The organism is Shewanella sp., from assembly GCF_047975355.1.
GTDB lineage: Bacteria > Pseudomonadota > Gammaproteobacteria > Enterobacterales > Shewanellaceae > Shewanella.
The window spans coordinates 21,127-34,477 of sequence record NZ_JBKEDJ010000015.1 but is presented as its reverse complement, the minus strand read 5'-3'; the positions used below and the strand labels follow the sequence as shown (position 1 = coordinate 34,477).

The window sequence follows — 13,351 nt, the reverse complement described above, 5'->3', positions numbered from 1 at the left end:
GGGTTCTCGATGGAAGAGCTTGAGATCAGTAGCGAAGGTGAGAAATTACTGGTTAAAGGCAATAAGGCCGAGAGCCAAACAGAGCGTAAATACCTATACCAAGGTATTGCCGAGCGCGGGTTTGAGCGTACCTTCCAACTGGCGGATTATGTGACCGTATTAGGTGCCAGTTTAGAGAATGGTTTATTGAACATTGATTTAGTGCGTGAGATCCCTGAAGCGTTAAAACCACGCAAGATTGAAATCACCACCTCGCGCCTATTAGATGGTCAGTCCTAATTCTGCATCGCGCAGATAAAGAAGGGGAGCTTAGTGCTCCCCTTATTGTTATCTCGCTAATTAAAATCCAAAGTTGGCTATTTCAAAGCGCTCGCATGCGTTAATGCTCTATTAGGCTCTCATCGCTTTTTCGCCGCGGGCTAAGCCCACAACGCCAGAACGAGACACTTCTACCACCTTGGTCACTTCACCCATGGAGTGAATAAAGGCATCGAGTTTTTCGGTCGTGCCCACCAATTGAATGGTATAGAGATTTGCGGTGACATCGACAATCTGCCCACGGAAGATATCGGCGGTGCGCTTAATTTCTTCCCGTAATTCCCCTTGGGCGCGGACTTTAACCAGTGCCAACTCCCGCTCGATATAAGCCGATTCGGTGACATTCGACACCTTGAGCACATCGACTAACTTGTGCAGTTGTTTCTCGATTTGCTCTAACACTTTTTCGTCAGCCACCACGGTAATATTGAGGCGCGATAAGGTGTTATCATCGGTTGGTGCCACAGTTAAACTTTCGATGTTGTAACCGCGTTGGGAAAACAGGCCGACAACACGGGATAGGGCGCCGGATTGGTTTTCGAGTAATACAGATATAATTCGACGCATTAGCATTTCTCCGTTTTGCTTAACCACATTTCATTCATCGCGCCGCCGCGGATAAGCATGGGATACACGTGCTCAGTCTCATCCACCATAATGTCGATAAATACCAGTCTGTCTTTCATGGCGAGGGCTTCGGCCATCTTAGACTCAAGCTCAGCGGGATCGCTAATCGTCATGCCAACATGGCCATAGGCTTCGGCAATTTTGGCAAAGTTGGGTACCGAATCCATATAGGAATGGGAATGGCGACCCGAGTAGATCATATCCTGCCACTGTTTCACCATGCCGAGGAAACGGTTGTTTAAGTTGATAATTTTAACCGGCGTATCGTATTGCAGAGCGGTTGAAAGCTCTTGAATATTCATCTGAATCGAACCATCGCCCGTGACGCACACAACGGTTTCGTCAGGCATTGCCATTTTGACTCCCATGGCAGCGGGTAAACCAAAGCCCATGGTGCCAAGGCCGCCGGAGTTAATCCAATGGCGAGGTTTATCGAAGGGATAATAGAGCGCGGCAAACATTTGATGCTGGCCCACATCCGAGGCAACATAGGCCTCACCATTAGTGAGTTTGTAAAGGGTTTCAATCACTTGCTGTGGTTTGATCCGGTTGCTTTCCTTATCGTATGCTAAGCAGTTGCGGTTACGCCACACTGTGATTTCTTGCCACCATTGATTAATTGCCTCGCTATCGTTGCTCTCCTTCGACTCCTCGAGCAGGGCTAACATGCTGTCCAGTACGATATCGGCCGAGCCAACGATGGGGATATCCACTCGTACGGTTTTTGAAATCGATGAAGGGTCGATATCGATATGCAAAATAGTGGCATTAGGGCAGTATTTTTCGATGTTGTTGGTAGTTCTGTCATCGAAACGCACGCCAATCCCGAAGATAAGATCGCAGTTATGCATGGTCATATTGGCTTCATAGCGACCGTGCATCCCCAGCATACCTAAGCTGTTTTTATGGGTGCCAGGAAAGGCGCCAAGCCCCATTAAGGTGCTGACAACGGGGATATTTAATTTTTCCGCTAGGGCTAAGATCTGCTTTTCACTGCTTGAGATAATGGCGCCGCCACCCACATAGAGCACAGGTTTTTTCGCGGCGAGTAATGCCTGTAATCCACGGCGAATTTGACCCTTATGACCCGATGTCGTTGGATTATAGGAGCGCATTTTAATGCTCTCGGGGTAAATATAGTCGTGCAGTAATGCTGGATTGAGGCAATCCTTTGGCAAGTCGACAACCACGGGGCCGGGGCGACCTGTGGAGGCAATATAAAAGGCTTTTTTAATGATCTCAGGTATTTGAGTAGGATCTTGTACTAAAAAGCTGTGTTTGACGACTGGGCGTGAAATCCCAATCATGTCGCATTCTTGGAACGCATCGTTACCGATTAAATTGCTCGGTACTTGGCCAGATAACACCACTAATGGAATTGAATCCATATAGGCTGTGGCGATGCCGGTTATGGCATTGGTGGCACCCGGGCCTGAGGTCACGAGTACCACGCCCACTTTACCCGTGGCACGGGCATAACCATCGGCCATATGCACGGCGGCTTGTTCGTGACGAACCAGAATATGTTCAATACCGGGGATAAGGTGCAGGGCGTCGTAGATATCTAACACTGAGCCGCCAGGATAACCAAATATGTGCTTTACACCTTCATCGATAAGGGATCGCACAATCATGCTGGCGCCGGATAACTTCTCCATGTGAAACTCCTATTGCATAGTACCGTTACGGTAAACAGTATCTTGTTACAGCGACGGTAATCGCTCTAAAAATAAGCCTGAAGGGTAATTCAGACTCCGATTGCTGAGCTTGAAATCATCGATTTAAAGCGCTCATCCCTTTGGATGCAGCAGCTGTTGCAATGAACAGAATTTCATCATATTCAAAAAAGAACACATTTCAAGGCTTTTATGTAAAAAATAACCAACTTGAAACAATTTCATGTTTAGGTGCGATAAACGCTCATGGAACGGGAGTTTTTGTGTGGGGTCATTTTGTTTAATTACTTTAATTAGAATGGGTTAGCTGGTTTACTATGAAAAACGGCACCCAAGCTACTATATATAACCTAAGTGCCGTTTATTTAGAAAACGCTTAATTTGTTACAAATCAACTACAAAAGAGAGGCAAACAATAATTGCTTGGTTTAGGTGGCATGAAGATGCCATCACTCCTTCGGCTTAGCTTGATGAGTCGAACGGTTAAATTGACAGAATCCCACCAACAATACCGCCGTCAGCATTAATGCCGAGAAGGGCACTGCGGTGCCATTATAAAACAGCGCGAGTAATGGCCCAGCTAAGGCGCCGCAGCCAAATCTTAAGGTGCCAATCACCGCGGTGGCCGTGCCCGTTTCCTGCTTAAATTTCATCAGAACAATGGCATCGGCGTTGACCGACATGATACCAAGACTGCCCATAAGTGGGATAAGCATCAACACGGTGAAGTGATAACTGAGCCCCAGTAAATTCACCCCCAGTAAACCTACCGCCGCTAGCGCACCGAAGAAGGTCGATACGTGCAGCATTCTTAACGAGCCATAACGCCCCACAATTCGGGTATTGATAATATTTGCTAGCATCAGCGCGCCCACATTGGTACTAAAGAGTAGGGCAAATAAGGATTTATCTAAGGAGAAAACCTCCATATAGACAAAAGGCGATGCGGTTAAATAACAAAAAAACGCAAAGGAGGTGAGTACACCGCTGGCAATATTTAATTTAACGCCGGGACGTGAAAACACCGTCGCGTAAGCCCCTAAAAAGGATTTTTGACTGCGGCTACTCTGATCTTTATCGCTGGGCATTCTCAGCAGCGTAATGACCAACAACAGCAACAACATGGCATAGGCCGATTGGATAAAGAAGATCAAATGCCATTCACCAAGCTCGAGGATAAGGCTACCGATGCTTGGGGCTAATAATGGCGCTAACATCATGATTAAACTGACATAAGACATGCCCTTAGCCGTGTTTTCACCATAGACTTCTTTGATATACCCAGGGACAACCACAGTGGCCGCTGCGCCGATAAAGGCTTGTAAAAAGCGCAGGCCCAAAAACACTTCAATCTGCTCGGCTAAGCCGAGCAATAGGCTGACTAACATAAAGCCTGAGAGGCCCATTATTACCAAAGGGCGACGGCCAATACGGTCGGCAAGGGGGCCAAAACACAGCATGCCGAGGGCATAGCCTCCTAAGTAAACACTCAAGGATTGTTGGACTAGGGTGATATCGGTATGAAAACTCTGGGCAAGTGTTGCCATAGCGGGCAAATACATGTCGATCGCGAGCGGCGTGATCGCAACAATAGCGGCGAGCATAGGGATCAGCAGTGCCAAGTGGGGAATGCTGCTCGGTTTAGTCGGATAGCTTGACGGTTGTGGGTCCACAGTTACCTCGGGTGGCGAAAGAAGGCGATGTTAAGTTTTATGCACTCGAAAACCAAAATTGTAGGGTAACAATTTTGCCTAATGGCGACTCATTTTGCCTCAATTACCATAGCGTAATTTCGCCATGAACATTGGAGGAGTATAGGGAAGAAATGAGTGGCCGGCGAAGAGTCTCTCAACCGTCATAGGCACAGTTGATTTAAGTCCTCGGCTTTGTATCGAGTCTAAGGATATTAAGCCATAACATAGTAAAACGCTCAGGCAAATAAGCCAATCTCGATGACGGTATCTTTACACTTAAATTGTAACCAAAATGGAATTTATGTCCTTGTATTGCATTGATGTACTCATGCACGCTTTAGCGTCATTCATTCGACTGAGATTGTCACTCCAGTGTCATCTGTATGTCATCTAACCGTCTTGAATGCGGATTAGTTTAATGGGCTTTAGCTTAACCCTACGACTAATAACAACACATTCAGGAATGATGCAATGAACACAAAACGACTGCCGCTGGCCGGTGCGATACTGGCAAGTTTACTCCTTGGTGCCTGTAATGGTGATGACGGTACCAATGGTGAGCAGGGAGATAACGGCTTAAATTCATTAGTGAACGTGACTGCACTCGCCATAGGTGATGTGAACTGTCCTGCCGGTGGTCAACGCATCGATACTGGGCTTGATGCGAATCGTAATGGCCAGTTGGAAGAAACTGAAATCGATGCGGCGCAAACCCAATTTATTTGCCAACCCCAATCTGCGGGAGTGTCGGCGGAGCTGATTGGCCGTCATCAAACGGGCACTTATGGCCTGAGCGCTGCTGAAATTGTTGAATACCACAGTGCTTCTCAGCGAATTTTTGTGGTTAATGCGAAAAGCGGTAAGGTCGACATTATCGATGCTAACTTGCTCAGCAACGCGGCTAAGGCAACTGCGCCATTAGCCTTGAATAATCTTGATAAGCTAGCTGAGCTGGATGTCGCCAAAGATGTCGGCTTGAGTTTTATGGGCAGCGTTAACAGTGTCAGTATTTCTGGTAACTTGTTAGCGGCGGCCATTGAGCGCGGCGATGCAGCAGGCAATAAGACTCAAGCCAATGGCTATGTGGCTTTCTACCAACTCAATGGCAATGAGACGCCGCAGTATCTCAGCGCGGTTGAAGTCGGTGCATTACCGGATAACGTCGTCTTTAGTCATGATGGCAAAAAGGTACTCGTAGCGAATGAAGGCGAACCAAATCAAGACTATAGTATCGACCCTGAGGGCAGTGTGGCGATTATCGCCATTGCGGATGGTAAACCCGCAGCAACGGCGACCCTAGTGACATTCACCGAGTTTAATCAAGGCAATGCTCGATATAATGAAATCACTAAGGACATTAAAATCAATGGTCCTATGGCCACTGTCGCGCAGGACTTAGAGCCTGAGTATATCAGTGTCAGCCCCGATAACAGCCGTGCTTTTGTGAGCCTGCAGGAGAACAATGCCATCGCGGTGATTGATATCGCCAATGCGAAAGTAGCGAAGATTTTACCCTTAGGGCTGAAGGATTATGGTCTTGATGTGAATAAAATTGATGCAAGTGACAAGGACGATATGGTCAACCTTCAGGCCTATGCGGGTGTGTATGGTATGTATCAACCCGATACCGTAGCGAGTTACCGTTGGAATAATACTGACTTTATTATCACCGCAAACGAAGGGGATTCTCGCGATTATGCTGGGTTTTCGGAGGAAGCCCGCGCCGGTGACTTAACCTTAGATCCTAATCATCCACAATTTGCCGCCGCAAAAGATAAGACCCAACTAGCCCGTTTGAAAGTGACTAAGAGTATGGGTGATGACGATAACGACGGCGATTACGACAAAATCGTGAGCTTCGGCGCGCGCTCCTTCTCAATCTGGACGGCCGATGGTCAACAGGTGTTTGACAGTGGTAGCGATTTTGAGCGGATCACCGCAGCCTTGTTAGGCAATAACTTCAACAATAACAATGAAGAAAACAAAGGCGATAGTCGCAGTGACGATAAAGGTCCTGAGCCAGAAGCCTTAGCTTTAGGCAAAATTGGTCAAAAACTCTATGCCTTTATCGGGCTTGAACGTACCTCAGGCTTTATGATCTACGACGTGACGAATCCCTTCGACGTGCATTTTGTGGATTATGTGGTAAACCGTGATTTTGAGGCGGATTTCAGCATAGATACAGATACAGGCGAAGTGAAAGGCGATGCCAGTTTAGCCGGAGATTTAGGGCCAGAAGGCATGAAGTTTGTGAGTGCCGAGAAGAGTCCTAATGGTCAGCCTCTGTTGATCATTGGTAATGAAGTCAATGGGACAACCAGCGTGTATCAGATAAAGGTGCAATAGTCAGGAACGGGATTAAAAGTGCCGCAATCTGAGCAAGTAAAGCCAAGCTAACTTAATGCTTTACGCAACTCATAGCCCTTAATCTTAAGTATCCATATTTGAAATGCTTGTGATTAAATACTCCAAAAATGCCAGAGTATGATTACTCTGGCGTTTTTATTTTTATCTTTCAAAACGCTATAAAAATTAAACGTTAAACAACCGAATAGGCATGTTGCTTTAGGGCATTAAAGGTCGATTCGATACATTCGAGCGCAAGCTGGAATTGGGTTTCGTTTTCGGCGCCGCCTAGACTCAAACGAATAAAGTTATCATGGCAGTTAAAGTCATCACCATTGCGGATAAGCACGCCTTTCGCCGCTAAGGCGGTTACCAGATGATGGGCTTTAATATCTTCGGGTAACTGAATCCAGCCATTTAAACCACGCCAGCGTTGGCTCAAACCGAGTTTATCGCCCAGCGCCATACACTGCTGCTGACGCTCGCGAATTATGGCATCGCGATTGGCGGTAATTTGCCCGCGCTTGATTAACTGACAGGCGAGTTCCACATTGAGGGGGGAAACCATCCAGCATTGGCTGTGAATGGCGAGTCGCAGTGGGGCGATAAGCGGCTCGGGCACAAGGATAAAACCTTGCCTTAAGCCCCCTGAAAACTGCTTAGAAAGGCTCGAAATATAAATCACCCTCGGTATATTCAGCGACTGTGCTAATTGCCACAGCGGTGGATGCCATTCCTCGGGGAGGCAGTAATTCACATCATCTTCAATGATATAAAACTGATACTGCTCTGCGAGTGCTAGCAGTTTTTCTCTCTGTTGCTCACTGTATTGAATACAGGTGGGGTTTTGATTGTTGAGGGTCAAATACACCAGCTTGGGTTGATGGATCTGAACTAAGGCTTCGAATCTTGTTAGATCCACTCCGTCTGAGGTTAATGGCACGCCTAGGCTATTGATGCCTAATTGTTTTGCGCAAATTCGCACCCCAGGATAACTGTACTGCTCGTGCAGTAACACCTCACCCTTGGTTAGGAAGGCATTGAGAGAGGCAAAAATAGCTTGCTGACCACCATGGGTAAAGATCAATTGCTCCGGCCGTTGCTCAATTCCCCGTTGCATAAGCCAGTGGTGAAATATCTGTTGGTGCTGATCTAAGGGACTGCCCCGATAACCGAGTAGCTGACTCAGCTTAGCCGGATCCTTTGCCAGTTCGCTTAGGCAATCACTCAGAGTACTTATTTGATCCGTCAACGGCTGCTGACAAGTGGCCATATTGAGCTGCAAATTCGTAAGCTCTGGCACGTGGGAGGCGTTGACGTAAGTTCCATCACCGATGCGCGCCTCCACATAGCCGCGCTGCTCCGCAAGAGCATAAGCCCGCGTGACTGTGCCTATGGTGACTCCAAGGGCATCGGCTAAGCGCCTTTGAGGTGGGAGTTTAGTGCCATGGGGCAGATCTTTGCGCAAAATGCCTTGCTCGATCGCACTGACCAGACGTTGATATTTAGGACCTGTAAATGCCTCTAGAACTGGCGCCCAAATTGTACCCATGACAATAAATCCATTGATCTCCATTAGGCTATCTATATTATTAATTGTCTAGTTTATTGTCAAATATTGTATGCGTGCAATTTAAGGTGTTTATGGATATTCAACTTGTCAATGATCCACAACTCTGGACATTAATGGCCTCAGCAGCACTCTTTTGTGCAACCATGACCATGACTCCCGGGCCGAATAATATTTTACTCGCCAGCTCAGGTGCCCATTTCGGGGTGATGCGCACCATTCCGCATATTGCGGGGATCCGCTTAGGCTCGACTTCTTTGCATCTTTCGGTGTTACTCGGCCTTGGCGCCTTGTTCGAGGCGTTTCCTGTGTTGCACCAAGTGCTAAAATATGCTGCATTGCTGTATTTACTGCATCTTGCCTATCGATTAGTGACCTCTCCCGTTAAGGCGGCGCATTTGGATGAAGGGCGTAAGCCAATGAGTTTAATGGAGGCGGCGCTGTTTCAGTGGATTAATCCCAAATCTTGGATGTCGACTATTACCCTTTGCAGTGCGTTTACTTTAGGTGGCGATGGCTTTTGGTTCAGCGCGATATTGGGTGTGCTGGTGTTCAATCTGGTGGGGTTTCCGGCGTCTTTTACTTGGGTGTTTGTGGGCGCAGCAATCAGTAAAAAGCTGAATACGGATAAACGCCGACGCAACTTTAACTGGTTTATGGGCAGCTTATTGTTAGTGTCGTTACCTTTGGTCCTGCGATGAAGTGACCTAATTGCGCTAAAAGCTTAAATATTCTGTGATACTGACTCGCGTAAGGATTGGCTTTATGCCATAACCAACATACTATTGGTGGCTTTTTAGGTAACGGCCTTTTGGGATCCCATTGAGGCTTAGTTATACTTAGCCACCGCAAGTTAGTGATTAACTTGGGAGTGAGTATATGGAGGTTACTGCGTGAAGTTTCCCAGTTTAGTGTCGTTAATGCCTGGTTTGGCGCAGATGCTGCAGTATGAGAAGCAATGGCTCAGGGATGATGTGAGGGCGGGATTATCCGTGGCGGCGGTTGCTTTACCCGTCGCCATCGCCTATGCCCAATTGACCGGGGTCAATGCCGCTGTTGGTTTATATTCCTGTGTGCTGCCCATGTTGGTGTATGCACTGTTTGGCACTTCTAGACAATTAATTGTTGGCCCCGATGCCGCGACCTGCGCCGTGATTGCCGCCGTGGTGACACCCCTTGCCGCGGGTGACAGCATGAAGCACTGGCAACTGGTGATGACCATGACGGCGATGACCGGTTTTTGGTGCTTAATCGCCAGTCGTTTCCGACTTGGGGTATTAGCAGACTTTCTGTCAAAACCGATCCTGATGGGGCTACTCAACGGGGTGGCGATCACTATTATCGTCGGTCAATTCTCGAAAATTTTTGGTTTCACCTTTGATGAGCGTTACTTGATTGAGCGATTAACCAGTGCGCCTTCCTATTTAACCAAAACCCACTGGCCCACGTTACTGATGGGGGTTGTTACCTTAGCAACCTATGCTCTAGTGAAACGTTATCGTCCACAGTGGCCTGCCTCTATGTGCGCGATGGCGATGGCGGCATTTTTAGTATGGGCTTTTAACTTAACCAGTTTCGATATCAATGTGGTGGGAGAGGTGAGCGCAGGTTTACCTTCGTTCCAAGCGCCAGCTTTCGATCTCGGCATTGCCCGCGAACTGGTGGTGCCCGCTCTCAACTTAGCGATGGTGAGCTTTGTGAGCATGATGCTGACAGCGCGCAGTTTTGCGGCGAAAAATGGCTATGATATTGATGCGGATAAAGAGTTTCGTGCACTAGGTATTGCCAACATCGCCTCAGCCTTATCCCAAGGTTTTGCGGTCAGCGGCGCCGATTCGCGCACAGCGGTTAACGACGCAAACGGCGGTAAGAGCCAGCTAGTCTCCATCATCGCGGCGGTATTAATTGCATTAGTCGCACTGTTTTTTACCGCGCCACTGAAATATATCCCCAGTTCTGCACTTGGGGTGGTGTTGGTGATTGCCTCAATTTCGCTGATTGATTTAAAGGCGTTGTGGAATTTACGGGTGAGGGACCGCTCGGCCTTTTTACTCGCCTGTACAACTTTGTTTTCGGTGTTATTTATTGGGGTTATTCCAGGGATCACCTTGGCGGTATTACTGGGTTTATTCCAGTTTTTAGCGACCGTGATGCGTCCAACCGACCAAGTGCTCGGCCTTGATCAAAAAGGAGTTATTCGCAGTGTGGATGATTCGGGTAAGGCTAAATCTGTACCCGGGGTATTTATCTATCGCTTCAACTCACCCTTAACCTACTTTAACGCCACTTACTTTAAACGCCGCTTACTGGAGAAGTTTATCCGTGAGCCAGAGCCTGTAGATTGCATCATCATAGATGCTGTGCCGTGTTTTACCCACTTAGATTTGAGTGTGATGGCCATGCTTGCAGATTTGCACCAATTGTTGAAGAAACGCGGCATACGCTTAGTGTTAGCTGGGCGTAAGCGGCAGATGCTCGGTTGGTTTGAACAGGCTGGAATGCAATCGGGCGAGGGCGGCATTTTGATCCGGCCCGATTTATATCTGGCGCTGAAAATGAACCAGAGCTACAAGCAAGCGTTAGCCGAAGGACAAGCGCCGGTGATCAAAAAAGCACCCGAGGATGATGTGCTACTACACAGTCATTTGTAATTGAGCATTTTGGCTCCGAGAGTAATGACAAAGCGCGGCATGGACCGCGCTTTTTATCTCTGTTATAGGAGTCGAAATAGTTATTTTAGACCCCGCAGTTATTTAGAATAACACTAGTCTTTCTGTAATTTATCGAGGGGAATAAAACCTTGGTAGGCGTAGTAGCCTATAGGCCCTAAAAATAAGCTGAGTAAACACCAAAACCATTTTTCATTGGTGCTGAGCTTGGCCTGACTCTTAAATACTCTACGAGCGAAGAGGCAATGTAGTAGGCTTAATCCTATTAGCATCGCAATGATTATAATGTCCGTATTGTCCAAGTCCTTGGTCCCTGTCATTCATCATGATGATTTAGCATAAAATGTTAAAAATGCTTAAGTTATTTTGCTTAAGTGCTACGTACTTTACGCGAATATTTTACCGATTGCTATTGGGTATATCAAAAATAAACGTTAATTCTTATTCACTTATAGAAGTGTCTAACAAGTAAGTTGTGGCATTACTAGCTTGCCAGATCACATATTTCTCCATTGCTCGCAGAAATATTTCGCTGTTTGTTAGCGTAGTTAACCAACTCATCAGCTGGGGAAAGTCAACGCTCAGATCCCGTTTGAGATCAACGGCATTTAATTGGCGGATAAAAGGCACAATGGCGAAATCCGCAAGGCTTAACGCTGGACCCGTGAGATAGGGATGCTGGTTAAGGTTCGCTTCGAGATGTTTTAAAAAAGCACTGGCCTTGTCGAAATAATCCGCCTGTGAATACTCAGGATGGCGGTCAGCATACTTGTACTTATCCAGCCAAGGTTTGAATTCAAGGTCGTTCTGTGCGATTAGCTCAGCGATAAGAGCTTGCTCAGACACAGTCTCCCCGAGTAATTGCCGCGCGGCTGGCGAGTCAGCCTTAGTCAGTGCCCAGCGCATAATATCTAAGCTCTCGGCAATCACTTCTCCATTGGGAAGTTGTAAAACGGGCACAGTGCCTTTAGGGGAAATCGCTAACATCTCCGAGGGTTTAGCTTTAAGGGTAATTTCCCGCATTTCTACTTGGCATTGGCCGAGCAATAGGCCAAGGCGAGCGCGCATGGCATAGGGACATCGGCGAAAACTGTAGAGTATGGGTAAGAGCATAGTGTCAGTTCCTTAAGGCAATAAAAGTCATTTCGCCACGGCTATGGGTTAAAAGTCGGAATAGTAGTGACTTTAAAACAGAAATACTGCGTCTATTACTGATTTATCCACTGTTTGCCCTGTAAATAAACAATGACCTTGGTTTTTGTCTGTGTTTATCCGGTTGTGACTCAGGTAGAATTTCGGCCTATTTTTGCGATCCGGCTTAGGCTTAGGGTTATTATTGGGTTTATGCACTGGAAATTAAGTTTCAGCCAGCAGTTGAGGGTGTTATGTCTAACGTCGTTGTTTGTGCTTTATATAAGTTTGTTTCATTACCGCATTTTGAGTCGCTGCGTGAGCCACTCCTGTCCATGATGGAACAGGCCGAGATTAAAGGCACATTATTGCTGGCAAGTGAAGGGATTAACGGCACAGTTGCCGGCACTCAAGCCGCTATTGATGCACTGCTTGCCTGGCTGAATAACCAAAATGGCCTAGAGAATATCGTCTACAAATTATCCTTTGACGATGAAATGCCTTTCTACCGCACTAAGGTAAAACTGAAAAAAGAAATCGTCACTATGGGCGTCGAAGGTATCGATCCACTCAAAGTGGTGGGCACGTACGTTAAGCCACAGGATTGGAATGCGCTGATTTCCGATCCTGAAGTCATCTTGGTCGATACCCGTAACGATTACGAAGTGCAAATCGGCACCTTCAAAAACGCCATTAACCCAGTAACCGAAACCTTTAGAGAGTTTCCTGAATACGTAAAACAGAATTTAGATCCGGCGAAGCATAAAAAAGTCGCTATGTTCTGTACAGGCGGCATTCGTTGTGAAAAATCAACCGCTTATTTAAAAGAACAAGGCTTTGAAGAAGTTTATCACCTCGAAGGTGGCATCCTTAAATACTTAGAAGAAGTGAAACAGGAAGAAAGCCTATGGGAAGGTGAATGTTTCGTCTTCGATAACCGCGTTGCCGTTAACCATGATTTGAAGAAAGGTCAGTACGATCAATGTAATGCTTGTCGCATGCCGATCACAGAAGCCGAAAAATTAAGTCCAGCCTATGTTCAAGGCGTCAGCTGCCCACATTGTATCGATAAGATTTCGGAGGAGCAGCGTAAGCGCTTTGTTGAACGTGAGCGTCAAGTGAACTTAGCGAAATCACGTAACGAATCACACATTGGTAGCGACGTGAATCAAGTGATTGAAGCCCGCCGTCAAAAGAAAGAAGCGCTGCGCCAACAATCGGCCGAGAAAAATAAAGCCAAGCAAGCTAATGCTTAAAGTGAGGGCTTGACTGCAAGCATTCTCCTATGATTACCACTATGGCCCGACACGTTCGGGCCAT

At 47.0% G+C, this 13,351-nt stretch carries 10 protein-coding genes; 5 read left to right on the top strand and 5 right to left on the bottom strand.

The genetic code is table 11. The features are described from left to right. On the top strand, positions 1-279 hold a 279-nt coding region (locus tag ACK5NH_RS06370; RefSeq protein ID WP_416918450.1), incomplete at its 5' end, for an Hsp20 family protein. A gap of 111 nt (positions 280-390) precedes the next feature. Here ACK5NH_RS06370 and ilvN read toward each other — a convergent pair. The 3 genes from ilvN to ACK5NH_RS06355 all read right to left on the bottom strand — a co-directional run bounded on the left by ilvN (position 391) and on the right by ACK5NH_RS06355 (position 4,294). After that, the gene (gene ilvN, locus ACK5NH_RS06365; RefSeq protein WP_011622520.1) at positions 391-885 is read right to left on the bottom strand and encodes an acetolactate synthase small subunit; all 495 of its coding nucleotides are present in this window, start codon (positions 883-885) and stop codon (positions 391-393) included. After that, positions 885-2,603 carry an acetolactate synthase 3 large subunit gene (locus ACK5NH_RS06360; RefSeq protein WP_088211645.1) on the bottom strand — a complete coding sequence of 573 codons (1,719 nt, stop codon included), beginning with the start codon at positions 2,601-2,603 and terminating at the stop codon, positions 885-887. The genes ilvN and ACK5NH_RS06360 overlap by 1 nt, the downstream gene beginning before the upstream one ends. A 467-nt stretch (positions 2,604-3,070) precedes the next feature. Next, positions 3,071-4,294, bottom strand: coding sequence for a multidrug effflux MFS transporter (locus ACK5NH_RS06355; protein WP_416918448.1), 1,224 nt, complete (start codon positions 4,292-4,294; stop codon positions 3,071-3,073). 492 nt (positions 4,295-4,786) lie between these two features. On the opposite strand from ACK5NH_RS06355, the gene ACK5NH_RS06350 reads away from it, so the two are divergent. After that, complete coding sequence (locus ACK5NH_RS06350) at positions 4,787-6,661, top strand: choice-of-anchor I family protein (RefSeq protein ID WP_416918446.1); 1,875 nt, start codon at positions 4,787-4,789, stop codon at positions 6,659-6,661. A 193-nt stretch (positions 6,662-6,854) separates the two neighbouring features. On the opposite strand, the gene ACK5NH_RS06345 is transcribed toward ACK5NH_RS06350, so the two are convergent. Continuing rightward, a complete protein-coding gene (locus tag ACK5NH_RS06345; RefSeq protein WP_416918444.1) occupies positions 6,855-8,213 on the bottom strand; it encodes a PLP-dependent aminotransferase family protein in 1,359 nt (452 codons plus the stop codon). Between the two features lie 92 nt (positions 8,214-8,305). Here ACK5NH_RS06345 and ACK5NH_RS06340 point away from each other — a divergent pair, with 92 nt between their 5' ends. Beyond that, a complete protein-coding gene (locus ACK5NH_RS06340; RefSeq protein WP_416918442.1) occupies positions 8,306-8,932 on the top strand; it encodes a LysE family translocator in 627 nt (208 codons plus the stop codon). A 192-nt stretch (positions 8,933-9,124) separates the two neighbouring features. Beyond that, positions 9,125-10,882 carry a SulP family inorganic anion transporter gene (locus tag ACK5NH_RS06335; RefSeq protein WP_416918440.1) on the top strand — a complete coding sequence of 586 codons (1,758 nt, stop codon included), beginning with the start codon at positions 9,125-9,127 and terminating at the stop codon, positions 10,880-10,882. A 459-nt stretch (positions 10,883-11,341) separates the two neighbouring features. Here the strand turns inward: ACK5NH_RS06335 and ACK5NH_RS06330 are convergent, their stop codons facing one another. Beyond that, on the bottom strand, positions 11,342-12,013 hold the full coding sequence (locus ACK5NH_RS06330) for a glutathione S-transferase (RefSeq protein ID WP_416918438.1): 672 nt from the start codon (positions 12,011-12,013) through the stop codon (positions 11,342-11,344). A 272-nt stretch (positions 12,014-12,285) separates the two neighbouring features. Here ACK5NH_RS06330 and ACK5NH_RS06325 point away from each other — a divergent pair, with 272 nt between their 5' ends. Continuing rightward, on the top strand, positions 12,286-13,287 hold the full coding sequence (locus tag ACK5NH_RS06325; RefSeq protein WP_416918436.1) for a rhodanese-related sulfurtransferase: 1,002 nt from the start codon (positions 12,286-12,288) through the stop codon (positions 13,285-13,287). Positions 13,288-13,351 lie beyond the last annotated feature (64 nt).